General features: G+C 59.4%; 14 protein-coding genes. 8 read left to right on the forward strand and 6 right to left on the reverse strand.

The genetic code is table 11. The features are described from left to right. Position 1: 1 nt before the first annotated feature. Positions 2 to 1,108 (forward strand): sigma-54-dependent Fis family transcriptional regulator, encoded by a 1,107-nt coding sequence (locus Q0478_RS03470; protein ID WP_298676243.1) that lies wholly within the window; start codon positions 2 to 4, stop codon positions 1,106 to 1,108. Positions 1,109 to 1,127: 19 nt separating this feature from the next. On the opposite strand, the gene fliD is transcribed toward Q0478_RS03470, so the two are convergent. From fliD to Q0478_RS03485, 3 genes are all read right to left on the reverse strand, one after another. Continuing rightward, on the reverse strand, positions 1,128 to 2,744 hold the full coding sequence (gene fliD / locus Q0478_RS03475) for a flagellar filament capping protein FliD (protein ID WP_298676245.1): 1,617 nt from the start codon (positions 2,742 to 2,744) through the stop codon (positions 1,128 to 1,130). A gap of 72 nt (positions 2,745 to 2,816) precedes the next feature. Continuing rightward, on the reverse strand, positions 2,817 to 4,040 hold the full coding sequence (locus Q0478_RS03480; RefSeq protein WP_298676247.1) for an OmpA family protein: 1,224 nt from the start codon (positions 4,038 to 4,040) through the stop codon (positions 2,817 to 2,819). 40 nt (positions 4,041 to 4,080) lie between these two features. Next, entirely contained in the window at positions 4,081 to 4,842 is a 762-nt protein-coding gene (locus Q0478_RS03485; RefSeq protein ID WP_298676249.1) for a MotA/TolQ/ExbB proton channel family protein, read from the reverse strand. Between the two features lie 152 nt (positions 4,843 to 4,994). On the opposite strand from Q0478_RS03485, the gene Q0478_RS03490 reads away from it, so the two are divergent. The 7 genes from Q0478_RS03490 to Q0478_RS03520 all read left to right on the forward strand — a co-directional run bounded on the left by Q0478_RS03490 (position 4,995) and on the right by Q0478_RS03520 (position 14,176). Continuing rightward, positions 4,995 to 5,504, forward strand: a complete 510-nt coding sequence (locus Q0478_RS03490; RefSeq protein WP_298676250.1) for a DUF1566 domain-containing protein — start codon at positions 4,995 to 4,997, stop codon at positions 5,502 to 5,504. Positions 5,505 to 5,578: 74 nt separating this feature from the next. After that, the gene (locus Q0478_RS03495; protein ID WP_298676252.1) at positions 5,579 to 6,871 is read left to right on the forward strand and encodes an FAD-dependent oxidoreductase; all 1,293 of its coding nucleotides are present in this window, start codon (positions 5,579 to 5,581) and stop codon (positions 6,869 to 6,871) included. Between the two features lie 95 nt (positions 6,872 to 6,966). Further along, positions 6,967 to 7,983, forward strand: coding sequence for a hypothetical protein (locus tag Q0478_RS03500; RefSeq protein WP_298676254.1), 1,017 nt, complete (start codon positions 6,967 to 6,969; stop codon positions 7,981 to 7,983). Positions 7,984 to 8,230: 247 nt separating this feature from the next. Continuing rightward, the gene (locus Q0478_RS03505) at positions 8,231 to 9,511 is read left to right on the forward strand and encodes an O-acetylhomoserine aminocarboxypropyltransferase/cysteine synthase family protein (RefSeq protein WP_298676256.1); all 1,281 of its coding nucleotides are present in this window, start codon (positions 8,231 to 8,233) and stop codon (positions 9,509 to 9,511) included. Positions 9,512 to 9,652: 141 nt separating this feature from the next. Then, on the forward strand, positions 9,653 to 11,635 hold the full coding sequence (locus tag Q0478_RS03510) for a hypothetical protein (RefSeq protein WP_298676258.1): 1,983 nt from the start codon (positions 9,653 to 9,655) through the stop codon (positions 11,633 to 11,635). Between the two features lie 226 nt (positions 11,636 to 11,861). Next, positions 11,862 to 12,317 carry an Lrp/AsnC family transcriptional regulator gene (locus tag Q0478_RS03515; protein ID WP_298676260.1) on the forward strand — a complete coding sequence of 152 codons (456 nt, stop codon included), beginning with the start codon at positions 11,862 to 11,864 and terminating at the stop codon, positions 12,315 to 12,317. Further along, positions 12,317 to 14,176 (forward strand): monovalent cation:proton antiporter-2 (CPA2) family protein, encoded by a 1,860-nt coding sequence (locus Q0478_RS03520; RefSeq protein ID WP_298676262.1) that lies wholly within the window; start codon positions 12,317 to 12,319, stop codon positions 14,174 to 14,176. Before Q0478_RS03515 ends, Q0478_RS03520 begins: the two co-directional genes overlap by 1 nt. On the opposite strand, the gene Q0478_RS03525 is transcribed toward Q0478_RS03520, so the two are convergent. From Q0478_RS03525 to Q0478_RS03535, 3 genes are all read right to left on the reverse strand, one after another. Next, complete coding sequence (locus Q0478_RS03525; protein WP_298676264.1) at positions 14,173 to 14,952, reverse strand: PaaX family transcriptional regulator C-terminal domain-containing protein; 780 nt, start codon at positions 14,950 to 14,952, stop codon at positions 14,173 to 14,175. The genes Q0478_RS03520 and Q0478_RS03525 overlap by 4 nt on opposite strands. Before the next feature lie 30 nt (positions 14,953 to 14,982). Further along, positions 14,983 to 16,995: a phenylacetic acid degradation bifunctional protein PaaZ gene (gene paaZ / locus Q0478_RS03530; RefSeq protein ID WP_298676265.1), complete on the reverse strand. Its 2,013-nt coding sequence runs from the start codon at positions 16,993 to 16,995 to the stop codon at positions 14,983 to 14,985. A 10-nt stretch (positions 16,996 to 17,005) separates the two neighbouring features. After that, the coding region (locus tag Q0478_RS03535) for a cytochrome P450 (protein WP_298676268.1) at positions 17,006 to 17,351 on the reverse strand (346 nt) is incomplete at its 5' end.

Consider the following 17,351-nt stretch of genomic DNA (forward strand, 5'->3'; position numbering starts at 1 on the left):
AATGGCCGATTGTTCGCACTCTGCAACATCCAAAATAATTGTCGGGGGTTCGCCTGCCACAATGCAGATGAAACGGCTGATAGAAACTGTTGCGCCGTCAATTGGGCCGGTTCTTGTGACAGGGCCAACAGGCGCAGGCAAAGAACTTGTGGCTCAGGCGCTGCACGATGACAGCGCGCGCTCCGGAAGGCTTGTGGCCGTCAATTGTGCCGCTATCCCCGGCGAGCTGATGGAGTCAGAGCTTTTTGGCTACGAAAAAGGCGCCTTCACCGGGGCCGACAAGCGTCGTTTTGGTCGGTTTGAGCAATCCCATAATGGCACGTTGTTTCTTGACGAAATCGGTGACATGCCCCTCAGCTTGCAAACAAAGCTCCTGCGGGTTTTAGAGAACCACACGATCCAACGGGTTGGTGGGAATGAAGATATCCCTCTCAATCTCAGGTTGGTTTGCGCCACCCATAAGGATCTGCTCGCCATGGTTGAGGCCGGCAGCTTCAGGGCAGATCTCTACTATCGGCTCAATGTTTTTCCCATTGCCGTCCCCCCCTTGAGCGAGCGCAGAGAGGATATCCCGGCCCTTCTGGAAAAGCTGGTTGAGAAACGCCGCGCTCAAGATGCCGAGGCCGCGCCACCAGTCTTTACCGAAACGGCCTTAACAGCCCTACTGGCCTATGATTGGCCGGGAAATGTGCGCGAACTGCGCAATCTGGTTGAGCGCGCATTTGCCTTGTTTTCGGGACGAGATGTTACGGGGGCGCACATTCGCGAAAACCTGCTGTCGCTGAAGCTTCCAAACGAGCTGTTGCAAATCGAGCAAGACGCTTTGTGGGACGCCAGCAGCGCATTGCTTGGAAATTCCGAGCTGGAAATTGAAGACCTCTTAGTGCCTATGCCGCCAAGGCCAGAAGACTATAAGCCCTGGTTTGTCCACCACGACAGCATTGATCTGCGCGGGCACTTGAGAGATATCGAAGTGGTGCTGATCGAGGCCGCGTTGACCATGACAGATGGAATGGTCAGCCATGCTGCCGAGCGTCTCAACATCGGGCGCACCACGCTCATTGAAAAAATGAAGAAGCTGGTCATCGACAAACCTCAAAATATCTAGCGCACCGCGCAACCGCGGGTCAGTCGCGGTTCTTCCAGGCCTCCATCATGGTTGTGATATATTCGCCGGTCGATTTCAGTTGCGTGACCATCTGTTCCATTTTGGCAAAGCGCTGCATTTCACGCGCCTCGACAACAAGAGCCTTCGCATCCAACTCAGAAAGCTCCTCTGAATACTCGCGCGTTTTCGTGCCCAAATAGGTTTCCTTGGTGGCAATTTCGCCTTTGGAGCCCAAAACATCTGCGAGATAGGCATCAAGCTTATCAATGAGAGACACCCCAACATAGAGGTTCGTGCTTGCCGCCGCCCCTTCCAAGACTGTGATCGTCATCCCCGCAAAGTCACCGGTGAGGGCGTAATACTCCTGCTGGCCGGCCGAATTGGTCCGCGCCGAGAGGGTTTCGCCTTCAAGGGTCGCATCGCCACTGCTGTCAAATTCAAAGCTGTGGACACCCTCAGGCGGCGTAGCTGTGGCAGAAAAACTCACCTCAAGATTGCTCTGACCCATAGAGTTGAGGGATTGATAAATCGCCTGAAACTTCTCGGGAGCCTGCGCCAGCGTTGCGGTGAAGGCCTCCTCATCCAAGCTCAATGTCCCGTCAAGCTCTGTGCGGACACCGATTTCGGACAAATAAAGAGGGGTATCCCCAAACCCATTCAATGGTGCGGTGGTCAGGCTTGCCAATTCTCGCTTGATCGCGCCAATCGCAGCATCCCCAGCCAAAGCGCCCCGCTCGCTACCGCCCAGGCCACGCGCTGTCGCCTCGTCCAAATACCCGCGCATTCCGTTGATCTGTTCAATCAGCGCGCCCAGACGCGCTTTTGCGCCAGATTCATCCATCGAAACCGTCAGGCTATGGGCGGAAGACGTCACCGCATTCAGGGTCAGCTCCACTCCAGCAATCACATCCGTGATCTGGTTGCTTGGGCGCTCCAGGGCAATCCCGTCCAGTTCGATCTGCGCGTTGCCCGCAGCGATCACCTCATTGGAGGCATCTGTTGTATCAAAGGCATCCAGCGCCGCGGTCGATGCGGTGAGGCGTAACGCATTTTCAGCGCCCATGTCAGAGACAACACTGAGAGAAAACGTGCCGTCCCCTTTGTCAACGACCCGTGCACTTATACCGGTCAGCTCGGAAAGCGCTGTTGCAAACCCGGTCAGTGTCATCGTGCCATCGAGGCTTACAGACCGGGCCGCCACATCTGGGTTGGCCGCAAAATCGGTGCCGCTCCATGCGCCCACCTCAACGGAAACCGCACCCGCAGCAAGCACATCCTCTGCGCTGCTAAAGCCCCCGAACTCAAGCACCTGAGCAGTGGCAAGTTGGGTGACATTCAGTTGTGTCGCAGCCTCTGTCAGCGCATTGGGGGCTGTCACCTCAACAGAGACAGCCGTGGTTGAACTTTCAGCGCGATACAGCCCGCCTGTGCCCGCCGCGCCAAGCGCTGCCTGCAACGTGCTCATCCGGGACCGCAACAAGGCCACTGCCGAAATAGACAAATCGTTGGCGCTCGATTTCTCGTTGATCAGATTTTTCGCAGGCTCCGTCTCGGCCGCAACTATGCTGTCAACAAGCTGGGTAATATTCAGCCCCGAACCCTTGCTGTTCAGTGTGCTCAGATAGTCTACAGCCATAGCTTTTGCATCCTTGCTTGCGCCTTCTCTTCACATAAACGACCTATCAACCGCAAAGTTGACCTTGCCGGTTCAGTAGCTGATCTCAATTTCGATCCGGCGGTTCTTCTCGCGGCCTTCAGGCGTGGAATTGTCTTCAATCGGCTGCGTTTCTCCCAAGCTGACAGCCTTCATTTTTCCGGGGGCCACAAGCCCGGTTCCCTGCATGGACTGAACCACACTCGCCGCGCGAGCCGCAGCCAAATCCCAATTGTCGCGAAACAGAGCGCCGTCGGAAATGGGAACATCATCGGTGTGCCCGGTCACTGTCACCTCGCTGTCCCCCTCCATGGAGGCAAAGGCGACACGGCTGAGGATCTCAGTGGCCTCACGGGTCAGATCCGCAGAACCTGACGGAAATGCCCCGCCCGATCCGATGGTCACAAAGACAGAATCTTCGCGTTGTTCAACCGTTACAAGACCCTGTGCAATCTCGCTTTCGAGCGCCACAGAGAGCCTGTCTTGTGTCAGGGATGCGCTCTGGATGGCGGCCTGTTTTTGCTGGGCTTCAATAATTGTCTGCTCAGACGGGCCCGCGCCCTCCCGGTCGGCACTGGTGACTTGCGCAAGCTCCTTGAGCTGCTGCTCCAGTCCGCCAAACAAAACTTCGCTCTCGGCTTGCCCGCTCGCGTTGCGCGCTTCTGCAAGCGCGGCAAGGGTTTCTTCCAGCAAGCTTGGCAGGTCTTTTTCGGTTTGATCCTGGGTCGGGAAGTTGATCACAACATTCTCACCCATCATTTCAACAGAGACCTCACCACTCGCGATCGCGTCTTGCAAGGCTTCTCCCAGCTCGGCCGCATTCATTTCCGCAGCGGTTTTCTGACCTTCCGTTTCCCCGGGCTGGCCTGAGCCTTCGCTCTGTCCGAAATCATCATCCCGGTCGCCATCGACGGAATCTTCTTTTTTGCTGTCGACTTCTATCTCAGGTTTTTGAACTTCTGTGGTTTCCTGCGTCATCTCCTGCGTCACCGAAGGGCTGGGCGAGGGGCTAAACTCCATGGAGATCACAGTTGTGCCCTTGGGCTGCTCCACCACCGGAACAACTTTCTGAACACCAAACGCATTTTTCAAAGACCCCGAAATTTGCTTGAATTTGGGGGTGTTAAACTCGGCGAAAGACAAGATCAAAACGAAGAAAGCCATCAGAAGCGTTGCCATATCAGCAAATGTGGCCATCCAGGCAGGCGCCCCAACCGGGGGGCACTTTGGGCATTCTTCTTCCTCTTGTTCTTCTTCCAATTCAATCGGATCAGCCATGGGTGACTCCTTGAAAGCCTAAGGTTCTCTTACGGCGCGCTTAGGCCGCTTCGAGCTTGGCTTGCAGTTTGGGCGGCAGATTTGCCGCCATTTGATCTTGAATGTTGCGTGGGCTCTCACTGCGCGCAATGCCGCGCAAGCCTTCGATCACCATCTCGCGATAGGTCACCTCGTAGGCGGTGTAGCCCTCCAGTTTGGTTTGCATGGGCATGAACAAAACATTCGCAATGAAGGCGCCATAAAGTGTTGTCAGCAAGGCCACGGCCATGGCCGGGCCAATGGCCTTCGGATCGGCCATGTTGCCCAGCATCAAAACAAGCCCGACCAAGGTTCCGATCATGCCCATCGCGGGGGCAAGATCAATCCAGGCCTTGATACAGCCCTGGTTTTGCTCGTGGCGCACTTTCATGGCCTTGATTTCCTGTGTCAGCTGCTTGACGAGCTTGCCCTCGTCCGCCCCGTCCACCAGCATCTGAAGGCCTTTCTCAAAGAATTTGTCAGGCACGTCCTGACCTTCGAGCGCCATCATCCCGTCTTTGCGCGCAATCGTGGCCAGCTCGATCATGCGCTCAATCATCGTGTCCATCTTTTTGACAGGTGGCAAAAATGTCTTGGCCATGGCACCGAAGCTGCCCAGAAAAACCGGCAGCGGCGCCGTATACATGGCCGCAAAAAAGGTGCCGCCAAACACGATCAAGATGGACGGCACATCAATAAACGCACCCAGCCCCCCGCCAGACAGCATGGCCCCGATGATCATGCCGACAGCACCAATAAGCCCAATGAGTGATGCGAGATCCATTTTGAAACCTTTTCGTTATATTCGACACAAACCTGTCAAGTTTCGTGCCAACCTTGGCAAAAAGGGCTGGCCGCTTGAGCATCTGATGAAAACAAATTTACTGCCTTCCAAACTCAAGAATTTGAGTTCTTGGTCCAAATCTTGCAAACTGGATGACAGGAAAAACCCGCGCGGAGAAAACAATGGTGCGCTTTGCCTTCGTTATCATAGCCCTCATCGCCTGTCAGCCCGCCTCGGCCCAATACTACACGCGGGGTCATATTATTGACGACCTGCTTCAGGGGGTCAGCTGGTTGCGTTGCAGTGTCGGCCAAAGGTGGGAGGCAGAGAACGCCCGCTGCATCGGAGAAGCTGTCCGGCTCAACTACGATGAAATCGAACAGGCCATAGAACAAGCCAACGCACAGCTTGGCGGAACCTGGCGCCTGCCAACAGAAGAAGAGCTGAGCCAGCTTGTCTGCAAGACCTGCCCACCGCCCATGATTGATGCCGACCTTTTCCCGGACACCGCAGCTGAACCTTACTGGACTTCCGACAAGAACTGGATTGCGCCACGCAACCGTTGGAGCGTGAATTTCATGACAGGCGAGAGCTATGGGCGTTTCTTCCCCGAACAACGGCTGGCTGTCCGGCTGGTCTCTGAGCGCGCGCCCCGGCCCTGAAGATTGCCGCTTTCCTGACGTGACAATCTGTGCTGCACTGCACGACAGGAAAGCATCAACAAGAAGGCGCACCCATGCAGCACCGGCAGGACAGTGTAGATGTGCTCGTCATCGGCGGGGGCACGGCTGGCTTTGGGGCCGCCCTCACGGCCGCCCGTGAGGGCCTGTCTGTGGTGCTGTTGGAAGCCAGCAGCAAAGTCGGGGGTGTTATGGCCTTCTGCCCGGGAATGCCCTGGGGCGGTGGTTACCCCGTCGACGAGATCATCGGTGGGGTGCTACAAGAGCTGACAGAGCGGCTCGCCAAGATGCAGCCCCCCGCCGCAGAAAAGCGCCCCTGCACGCTGGCCAATTTCGGCCCTGAAATTATTTATGACCATGATGTCGCCACGCTCACCATGTTTGAAATGCTGGAAGAGGCCGGCGTGCAGATCCGCTTGAACACGACCGCCATAACGCCTTGTATGCAGGACAACCGGATTGCGCGGGTGCAGTGCTATGACCGCCACGGCCCCTTGGATGTGCTTGCGGGCATTGTGATAGATTGTTCCGGCGATGGCGATATTTCGGCCAAGGCGGGTGTGCCTTTCAGCCTGGGCGACGCCGCGGGAAATATGATGGCTGTGACCATCTCCTTTCACATGATGAACGTGGATTGGGCCCGTGCCTTTGCCACAGATGACCCATATTTTGAAGCCTATGCCCGTCGGGGTGTGGCGCAGGGGCGGCTGCACCCGGACCTCGCCAAACTCTACCTGATGAAGGGGCTTTATGACGGGGATGTCTTTTGCAACTCCGTCCATGTGCGCGGTGTGGACGGCACCGACCCGGCCGCCGTGGCCAAAGCCACCCAGGAGGGGCGGCGGCGATGCTATCAGCTCGCCCAGTTCCTGCGCTCTGATGTGCCCGGCTTTGATCATGCCTATATGGCCATGCTCTCTCCCAATGTGGGCGTGCGCGAAACCCGCAAACTCGAAGGGCTCTACCGCATCACCGGACAAGACCTTGCAAACGCAACAAAATTTCCAGATGGAATAGTCGCCTGTGACAATCCGGTGGATGATGTGATGCGCGCCAAGGGCGGCATGAGCCACGAAGCGGCTCTCGCCCCTGGCCAGTATTACACGATCCCGTTTCGTGCGCTGCTGCCTGCAAAGATAGAGAACCTCATGTTTGCCGGCAGGCTGGTTTCGGCCGACCCTGTGGCCTTTGCTTCGGTGCGCGGAATGCCGCAATGCATGGCGATGGGACAGGCCACCGGCGTGGCGGCGGCTCTGGCTTTGGGCACGCGCGCGGCGGTGCAGGAAGTGCCAACGGCGCAGCTGATCAGCCGCCTCACCGCCTTGGGGCTGAACCGGATTGGGGCGTAGGCCGCCTGACGGCGGACCGCAAGCGCCGCCGCTGCGGACGGCTTTGCCCTTGGACGCGCCGTGCGATTGGCGCTATAGTCGGGCGGGTAACGAGTATGAGCACCCCAATGGCCCCAGAGCAAGCCTCTTCCGAGAATTTCAACATTTGTGTGATCGGCCAAGCGGGGCGGCTTCAGTATGAAGCCCTGCTCTTCGTGGCCTCGTTGCGCCACTTCAGCCCCGGCTTTCGGGGCCGGGTGTTTGTGGCCGAGCCCCAGCCGGGGCCGCTTTGGCCACGCGATCCGCGCATCAATGACGGCGAAGTGCTGGCCGCTTTGCAAGCCCTTGAGGCCGAGATCCTGCCGTTTGAGAGCGCCGCTTTTGGCGCGGCCTACCCCTACGGCAACAAGATCGAAGCGCTGACGGCCCTTCCCAAGGGCCAAGCCTTTGTTTTCTTTGATACAGACACGTTAATCTTGGGAGATTTGGCCGCTGTTCCCTTTGATTTCACGCGCCCCAGCGCCTCGCTTAAGCGCGAGGGAACATGGCCAAAACCTGAGCTCTATGGCCCCGGCTATGGCCAGATCTGGCGCTCGCTTTATGACAAGTTCGGGCTCGATTACGACAGCTCCCTGGACCTGTCACAGCCCGATGAATATTGGCAGCGGTATCTCTATTTCAACGCTGGTTTTTTCTATTTTCACTGCCCCCATGAATTTGGCGAGAAGTTTCTTTCCTATGCGCTGGCCATTCGCGATGATCCCCCCGCAGAGCTGGTTTGCCAGAGCCTTGACCCTTGGCTTGATCAGGTGGCCCTGCCCTTGGTGATCCATGCACTCGGGGGCGCGCGCGACAGCCTGCCAGAGGGCTATCTTGATGGCGCGGTTTCCTGCCACTACCGTCTGTTTCCGCTGCTATATGCGCGCGAAAGCGACACTGTGGTTGAGGCGCTTGAAACTGTCTGTGCCCCCAACCGGATCAAGAAAGCGCTCAAGGCCCATGAGCCCATCAAGCGCATGGTGTATCAGGGGCGCGGCGCAAAGCTGCGAGCGCTTTTTGACCGGGACAATTTGCCCCGCAAAGAGCAAGCCATTCGCAACCGGATCAAGCGCGAGGGCTTCTGGATACGGTGAAAACGCGCTTGGCGCCCGTTTTGCGGTCTGAGGGCAGTTTAGCCTGAAAGAGCTTAACAGGGCTGGCACGCAGCGTGCGCTGCAAATTTCTGTCCGAATCGTTGGCACAATAGAAACGGATTTCCCGGTAACCCGCCGAAGACGAAACCAGTATCCTTATTGGCTGCGCACAGTTGCTCCCACGCGCCGATCCCCCTAAGGTCTCGCTCGATCCACATTCGCACCGCAGCACCAATGGGAGGCCAAAATGGCTTACGGCTTTGACACACTTCAAATTCATGCAGGCGCAGCACCTGATCCGGCAACGGGCGCGCGCCAGACGCCCATCTATCAGACAACCGCTTATGTCTTTCGCGACGCCGACCACGCGGCAGCCCTGTTCAACCTTCAGGAAGTTGGCTTTATCTATTCGCGTTTGACCAACCCCACCGTCGCTGTGCTTGCAGAACGGATTGCCACGCTTGAGGGCGGCCAGGGCGCTGTTTGCTGTTCCTCCGGCCATGCGGCACAGATCATGGCTCTGTTCCCGCTGATGGCACCGGGGCGCAATGTTGTGGCCTCCTCGCGCCTTTATGGCGGCACCATCACCCAGTTCAGCCAGACCATCAAACGCTTCGGCTGGAGCGCGAAATTTGTTGATTTTGACGATCTGGAGGCCGTGAAAGCCGCCATTGACGAGGACACCCGCGCGGTCTTTTGCGAGAGCATTGCAAACCCGGGAGGGTATATCACCGATCTGGACGCCATTGCGGCGATTTCAGATGAAGCCGGCTTGCCGCTGATTGTCGACAACACCTCCGCAACGCCCTACCTGTGCAACCCAATCGCCCATGGCGCGACGCTGGTTGTGCATTCAACCACCAAATATCTGACAGGCAACGGAACCGTCACTGGCGGCTGTGTTGTGGATTCAGGCAAGTTTGACTGGTCCGCCTCAGACAAATTCCCCTCTCTGTCAGAGCCCGAACCTGCCTATCACGGTCTCAAGTTTCATGAAACCTTTGGCGCCTTGGCCTATACCTTCCATGGCATTGCCATCGGGTTGCGCGACCTTGGCATGACCATGAACCCGCAGGCGGCGCATTACACGCTCATGGGGATCGAAACTCTGAGCCTGCGGATGCAGCGCCATGTTCAGAATGCCGAGCAAGTTGCAGCCTGGCTTGAGGGCCATGATGCGGTCGATTATGTGACCTACGCCGGTTTGGCCTCTTCGCCCTATAACGGGCGTGTTGCCAAGATCTGCCCCAAGGGCGCGGGCGGGCTGTTCACGGTTGCCCTCAAGGGTGGCTATGAAGCCTGCCTGAAATTTGTCGACAGTCTGGAAATTTTCAGCCATGTGGCCAACCTCGGAGACACTCGCAGCCTGGTGATCCATTCGGCCTCCACCACGCACCGCCAGCTCACGCCCGAGCAGCAGGAGGCTGCGGGCGCTGGCCCCAGTGTTGTGCGCATCTCAATCGGGATTGAAGACCCGACAGACCTGATCGCCGATCTCGCGCAGGCTCTGGACAAGGCCAGCGCATAAACCGCTGAGGGCCGCAGGGTAAGAGCATTCCTGCCAAAAGCCGCCCAGCCTTGCGCCGGGCGGCATCTGCTATGTTTCATTTGCGAAGCAGGTGTTATAACAGGGGCTGAAGAGTGTTGTGACCGGCTTTGAGGCGCCTGTATGAAACCAGATTTTGCGCTGAGTTTATCTTTTGAAGGCATTGGCCTTTTGCATCGTTCAGCCGAGGGTTGGACGCGGATAAAAGAAGTGCCTCTGGACACCCCAGACCTGAGTGCGGCGCTTGCAACGCTCCGGGCCGAAGCCGAGGCGCTTGGGGCGGCTCCGCTCACAGCCAAGCTCTTGCTCCCAGAAGAGCAAATCAAATATCTGCACCTGACGGCTCCTGCGGACACATCCCAAGACGCGGCCGTGCGCGCCGCTCTTGAGGGAGCGACCCCTTACCCGCTGGACGAACTCGCCTATGATTTTGCGCAAAGCGAAACCGGCCTCAGCGTTGCGGCTGTGGCGCAGGAAACGCTGCACGAGGCCGAGGCATTTGCACGCGAAAACGGGTTTGAGCCAGTCTTCTTTGCGGCCACGCCAAACGCGCAGACCTATCCCGGCGAGCCTTTTTTCGGTTATTGCGAAGGCCACGGGCCTGCGCCCGAAAGCGCCGATGATAGCCCGGATGCGCAGTCCGAGAGCACCCCCCTCCCCCCAGAGCCGCAGGCCGCCCCGAAAGAGCTGCGCGCAGCAGAAGCGGTTGCCTTTTCAAGCCGCCGCAGCGTGCCAGCAGAAGACCTGCCCTCAGTGGCGGTGCCACCAGCGCCCCGCGCAGCGCCTGCGCCAGCCTTAAAAACAGGCGCGCAGGCGCCACAGGCGCGCCTCACTCAAACCGGCAAGCCGCGTCACTTGGGGCTTGTTCTCACGGCCATCTTGCTGCTGTTCTTGCTCGGCATTGCGGCATGGGCCTCGGTCTTTGCAGGCGAAGGGCTTTCGCGGCTCTTTGGCCGCGAGCGCGCCCCCGTGCAAACCGCGCTATCAGAGCCTGATGTCACCGACATCGAGGGAGAGGAGGCCATGCTGGCGCAACCACCGCAGCTGGCAGAACCACCCACGGACACCCCCGCGTCGCCACAGCTCGCCGCGCCTCTCAGCCCGCGAGAAGCGCAGGAAAAATACGCTGTGACAGGTATTTGGGTGCTGCCGCCCGACGCGCTGCCCCCCCCGGCGCTGCGCGGGGAAGATGAGCTCTACATCGCCTCGATTGACAGTGGCATCCGCGCGCAGGATGCGATTGCCTTGCCGCCCTTGGCGCTTGAAAGCCTTGATCAAACACCGGGCCGCCAGACCGACCCCGCGCCACGGGGACAAAGCTTTGTGCTCGATGAGAACGGACTGGTTATTGCCACGCCAGAGGGGGCGCTGTCACCAGATGGGCATCTGGTTTTTGCGGGTCAACCTCCTAATTTTCCTAAAGAAATTCCCGCGCGTCTAGAGGGGCCGGCGGCTGTGGAGCCGGCGGTGGCCCAGCTGCGGCCGCAGGTGCGCCCTGAGGGCCTCGCGCTGGCCAATGAGCGGGCCGTTCTTGGCGGGATGAGCCGCGAGGAGCTGGCGGCGATTCGCCCAAGACCCCGCCCCGCAAATCTGCCCCAGCAGAGCGCCGCTTTGGCGGTCAGCGAAACGCTCAGCACGGCCATTGAAGACGCGGTGGCCGCCGCCGTTCCGCAAAGCCCGCCCACCGACACCGATCTGGACCCCAACGCCACAGCCCAGGCTGTGGCCCGCTCTGTCAAACCCAAAGACCGGCCCAAGAACTTTGAAACCATCATCCAGAAAGCCGAGAAAGATGAGGAAAGTGAGGGGCTTACAGAGGTTGCGGCGGTTGCCCCCCGCACGGTGTCTCCGGCCATTCCCTCGCGGGCCTCGGTGGCCAAACAGGCCACGGAGCGCAATGCCATCAACCTCAGGCGGGTCAATTTGATCGGGGTCTATGGCAAGCCCTCCAGCCGCCGCGCGCTCGTGCGGCTCTCCAACGGGCGCTACAAGAAAGTGGCAGTCGGGGACCGTATTGATGGCGGGCGGGTCTCCGCGATTGGCGACACGGAACTGCGCTATCAAAAGAACGGTCGCGACGTGACCTTGAAAATGCCTCGGGGCTGACCTTAAAATCTGCTTAAGGCTGCGTGCTGCGCCGTTAACTCTCTGACAGAGGCCAAATCCTGGGGGGTGACATGCGTGCACACCCCGTGCACCGGGCGTGCACCGCCCGTCTGCGACCCCTGTTAAGACTTTATTGATTAATCCAGCGCGCGCAGAAGGCCCGTCAAGGCCCGAACAAGCGGCCTGGCTTCTCGTAATGTTTACCCAAAGCGCGTAAAAGAGTGTCATGAGAGATAGGATTGATTCCACATTGCTGGCGGCCTTGCAGGAGAATGCCCAAGTCACCGCGCAGGAGCTTGCCGAGCGCTTGGGGCTGTCGCCCAGCCAGGCGGCGCGCCGCCGCTTGCGGCTGGAAGCCAGCGGGGTGATCCGCGGCTATCGCGCCGAGCTGGACGCCGAGGCGCTTGGGCTCGGTGTGCAGGCCTTTGTTCAGGTTCAGCTGCGCAACCATGACAGCGTCCAATCAAAAAGTTTTGGCAAGCTCATCAAGGCCCAACCGGAGATTGTCTCGGCCTGGTCCATGACGGGCGATGCTGATCTGCTTTTGCGGGTCTATTGTCAGGATCTGGCCTCGCTAAACCATCTGATCCATGCCATTCTGCTGGCTCATGGGTCTGTGAGCCGTGTGCACAGCCAGATTGTCATGAACCAACTGAAACAAGACGCAGCTTTGCCCGCCTGATGCATTCCTTATTACTCCTTCCCACGATTTATCTTTTGGCAGCGGTGATTGCCGTGCCTCTGGCCTCTCGGCTGGGGCTTGGCTCGGTGTTGGGCTATCTCAGCGCCGGTATGATCATCGGGGTGATGCCGGGGCTGGGCGACGAGACCCGCGATTTGCAGCATTTTGCCGAGTTCGGCGTTGTGATGATGCTCTTTATCATCGGGCTGGAGTTGAGCCCGGGTGCGCTTTGGGCCATGCGCCACAGACTTGTCGGGTTGGGCGGGTTGCAGATTGTGCTGACAATCCTTGCGGTGTTTGTGGCTGCGTCCTTGTTTGGCTTTGCCTGGCAGACGGGCCTGGCCATCGGCCTTGTGCTCTCGCTCAGCTCAACGGCGATTGTGCTGCAAACGCTGAGCGAAAAAGGGCTTGTGCAAACCTCGGGGGGGCGTTCGGTTTTTGCGGTGCTGCTCACGCAGGATATTGCGGTCATCCCCTTTCTGGCGTTGATCCCGCTTTTGGGCGTGGCAGGGGCCGCCGCGATCAATCCGGACGGCTCCATCGCGCGGGCCGCGGGGGAGGCAGCGCATCATGCGACCCTGTTTGAAAACCTGCCCGCCTGGGGGGTGACACTGGCCACGTTGGGCACCATTGCGCTGGTGATCGCCGTGGGGGTGTTTTTGACCAAACCTATTTTTCGCTACATCCATGCGACCCGGCTCAGAGAGATGTTTACGGCCCTGGCTTTGCTGATTGTGATTGGCAACGCCTATGTGATGACCCTCTTGGGGCTGTCGCCCGCTTTGGGCGCGTTTTTGGCCGGGGTTGTGTTGGCCAACAGCGAGTTTCGCCACGAGCTTGAGAGCGATATTGAGCCGTTCAAGGGCCTGCTTCTGGGGCTGTTTTTCATCACTGTGGGCGCAAGCATCAACTTTGAGGCGCTGATGGCAGAGCCCGGACGGATGCTTGGGCTGGCGCTCGGGCTGATCGTGATGAAGGGGCTTGTGCTGTTTGCTCTGGGCTTTGGCTTCGGGTTGCGCCGCCGCGAGCTTTGGCTCTTTACGCTGGCGCTGGCGCAGGCGGGCGAATTTGGCTTTGTGTTGATTTCCTTTGCCGGCCAGCAGGGGGTCTTTGCTGACGTTGTCGGCAATACGCTTTTGCTTGTGATCACCCTTTCGATGCTGATGACGCCGATCCTGTTTTTGATCTACGATTTCGTATCCAAGCGCTTCGAAGGCGGAAAGCAGGCGGCGGAACCGGACGAGATCGACAAGGCGGGGCCGGTGATCATTGCCGGGGTCGGGCGGTTTGGGCAGATTGTCAACCGGCTGGTGGAAAGCAGCGGCTTTAAGACCGTGGTTTTGGACAACAACCTTGAGCGCATTCAGCTTATGCGCAGTTTTGGATACCGCGCCTTTCTGGGCGATCCGACCCGGCCTGAGCTTTTGCGCGCCGCAGGGCTGCGCGACGCGCGGGTATTGGTTGTCTCAATTGACGACACCGCCGCTGCGCTGCGGCTGGTGCGCCATGCCCGCAAGGAGCGGCCTGACATCCATATCATCGCACGGGCGCGAGACCGTGGCCATGTGTTTGCGCTTTATGAGGCGGGGGCAAATGATATTGTGCGCGAGCTGTTTGACAGCTCGTTGCGCGCCGGGCGCTATGTGCTCGAGAATGTGGGCATGAGCGACTATGAGGCCGCCGAGGCCGAGCAGGCCTTTTATGCCCATGACCGTATGGCGCTCAAGGAGCTGGCGCAGCTTTGGGAGCCGGGCCAGGATATGGCCAACAACGAGGCCTACCGCAAGCGCGTGCGCGAGCTGGAAAAAGAGCTGGAGCTGAGTTTGCAGGCCCTGGCCGAGGGCAAGAAAAGCGCCTAGGCGTTTTGCAGCGCCGCAAGCTCACAAAGCGAGACGCGCGGGAGCGCCTCAAACAGCGCATGGGTGAGGCGGCGGGCTTCAAACCCGGCCCAGTCTTCGCCCAGCAGCGCCTCGGGCAATTCGGGCTGGCGCAGAATGATCCGCCGCCATGTGTGCAGCACCAGAAGGCGCAGCGCGAGCCTGTCTTGCGCGCAGAGTGTGACGCCAGAAGCCGCATTCAAGACAGGGCGCAGCGCTTTGGTATAAAGTGAAAATTCCACCAAGGCTTCGGGGGGCATTAGGGCCGCGCGCATCCAGTCCGGGACATCTTCTGCTGCCAAGGTGAGCGGCGCGGCAGGTGTGGCCGGCGCAACAAGAATGTTCGGCCCGATGGCCACGGAGCCGGCTTTGGCCTCACGCGTGGCATCTTCCACAAGGGTGATCTGCCAGTCAGCGCGCCTGCTCTCGGGCGCGCGGTAGATGCGCACATAGGCGGCGCGGGTGAGCGCTTCGCCCGTGGGTGAGAGGTGATAGGCGCTGCGGCGGCCTGTCTTGACCGCCTCAAGCCAACCGTCCTTGCGCAAACGGTGCAGCGCCACGCGCAGCGCTTCGGGCTTGACCCCGAAAGGCGCTGTGAGCGCGGCGAGCAACTGGCTGTCAATGAGCCCATCGCGCGCCGGGGCGATATCGCCAAAGATTGTCACGATGAGCGACCATGTCTTGAGAGGCCCCTGCCCCTGCAAAGCCTGAAATGTCGTCTCAAATAGCGCCGAATTGGCTGGATTGCCTGTGCTCATGGGCGCATGGTAGCGCCTGTGGCTCAGGCGTTAAAGGGCATTCATTGTCAAGAGCTCATAGGTTGCGCAGAGCGCGTCGTCCTGATTGGTGAGGGCAACATGCCAGCGCACCTCGCCATAGTCTTCGTTGCGGGTTGTCTTGCGCTTCACGGTGAGCGCAACCTTGATCGCATCGCCCGCCACCACGGGCTTCATGAAGCGCAGGTTATCAAGCCCCGTGTTGGCCAGAACTGGCCCTTCATTAGGCTCCACAAACAAGCCCGCTGCAAAACTGAGCAAGAGGTAGCCATGCGCCACACGCCCCGGAAAGAAGGGGTTACGCGCGGCGGCGGCTTCATCCATGTGGGCATAGAAAGTATCGCCCGTGAAATGGGCGAAATGCTCGATATCTTCCAACGTGATGGTGCGGCTGGCCGTATGCAGCGTCTCGCCGAGCACCAGCTCGGAGAAGCGGCGGGTGAAGGGGTGTGCAGGGCCGGTGATCTGGTCGGCACCCGGAACCCACTTATTGCCAATGCTCGTGAGCATGTCGGGGCTGCCCTGGATGGCGGTGCGCTGCATATAGTGCATGACGCCCCGGATACCGCCCATCTCCTCGCCGCCGCCGGCGCGGCCCGGGCCGCCGTGGACCATATGCGGCAGCGGCGAGCCATGACCTGTGCTCTCCTGCATGGAGTGGCGGTTGTTGATGTAGATACGCCCGTTCCATGGCGCGGCCTCGGCCACAAAGGCAGAGGCAACGCCGGGGTCGGCTGTGATGAGCGAGGTCACAAGGCTGCCCTGCCCTTTGGCCACAAGGGCTGCGGCATGGGCCATATCGCGGTAGCCCATCACGGTGCTGACGGGGCCGAAAGCTTCGGTGGCGTGCACCTCAACGGCGGAGTCAGGCGCTTCGCAATGAAGCAGAACCGGCGAGACAAATGCGCCCTTCGCAGGCACACGGGCCTCGTCGCGCCAGATGATCTGGCTTTCGCTGGCGAGCTTGTCGACCATGGCGAGAACATCGCGCTTCTGGCCGGCGCTCACCAGCGCGCCCATGCGGGTGGCCTCATCGCGCGGATCGCCTATTGTGAGGCTTTCAAGCTTGGCGGCGAGCGCTTCTGTGACAGCGCTCACCTGCGTTTCAGGGACCATGATGCGGCGGATGGCCGTGCATTTCTGGCCTGCCTTGGCGGTCATCTCGCGGATGACTTCCTTGATGAAGAGATCAAACTCTTCTGTGCCTTCGGCTGCATCGGGACCAAGCACAGAGGCGTTGAGGCTGTCTTGCTCGGCAATGAAGCGCGTAGAGTTTTCAGCTATGCTCGGATGGCTGCGCAGCTTGAGCGCGGTGGCGGCGGAGCCTGTGAAGCTGACCACATCCTGCGGCCCGAGGCCATCGAAGAGATCGCCCACGCCGCCGGAGATAAGCTGGAGCGCGCCTTCGGGGAGAAGGCCACTCTCAAGCATGATTTTCACAGCAAGTTCCGTGACATAGGCTGTCGAACTGGCGGGCTTCACAATGGCAGGCACCCCTGCCAGCAGGGTTGGGGCGAGCTTCTCGAGCATCCCCCAGACGGGGAAGTTGAAGGCGTTGATGTGCACACCAACACCGTGCAGCGGTGTGCAGATGTGCTGGCCAAGGAATGTGCCAGTGCGGCCAAGTTGCTCAAGCTCACCGTCCAAATAGATGTTGCTGTCCGGCATTTCCCGACGCCCTTTTGAAGCGTAGACGAACATCGTGCCAATACCACCATCCACGTCGATCATGTGATCGCTTAGCGTTGCGCCAGTGGCAAAAGAAATATCATACAGCTGTTGCTTGCGTTCGTTCAAATAAAGCGCAACGGCTTTCAGCATTTTTGCCCGTTGATGAAACGTCATCGCGCGCAGGAATGTGCCGCCCTTGTCTTTGGCGTAATCCAACATGTCTTGAACCGGAAGCGTGTTGCATCCGGCCACAGCCATCTTTGCTCCAGTCACGGCATTAAAGATGGGGCGTGCACTCTCAGCGGCAGAAATCCAGGTTCCGGCAGCAAAGCTTTGAACGTTTTGCAGTGTCATTTTAGGTCCTTCAGGTCATTCGAGCGGGTAGATGGGCGAAACCGCGAAAGCGGATACGACCTCCTATTTGTGCGCCTTCAAGTAATTCGTAGTTGGGGTAACGCTTCAGCAGACCGCCTATCGCGATCCTGCCCTCCATGCGCGCCAAGGTTAGGCCGACGCAGGTGTGCGCGCCACCTGCAAAGGCAAGGTGCTTGTTCGGGCGACGGTTCAGGCGCATGTGGTTCGGGTTTTCGAACTGGCGCGGGTCCCGGTTGGCCGCGCCGATGCATAGATGTATGTCGGTCCCGGTGGGTATGGTCTGGTTATGAAGCACGATGTCTTCTGTGGTCAGTCGGTTGCCGAACTGGTTCGGG

Source organism: uncultured Lentibacter sp. (assembly GCF_937123735.1).
GTDB lineage: Bacteria > Pseudomonadota > Alphaproteobacteria > Rhodobacterales > Rhodobacteraceae > Lentibacter.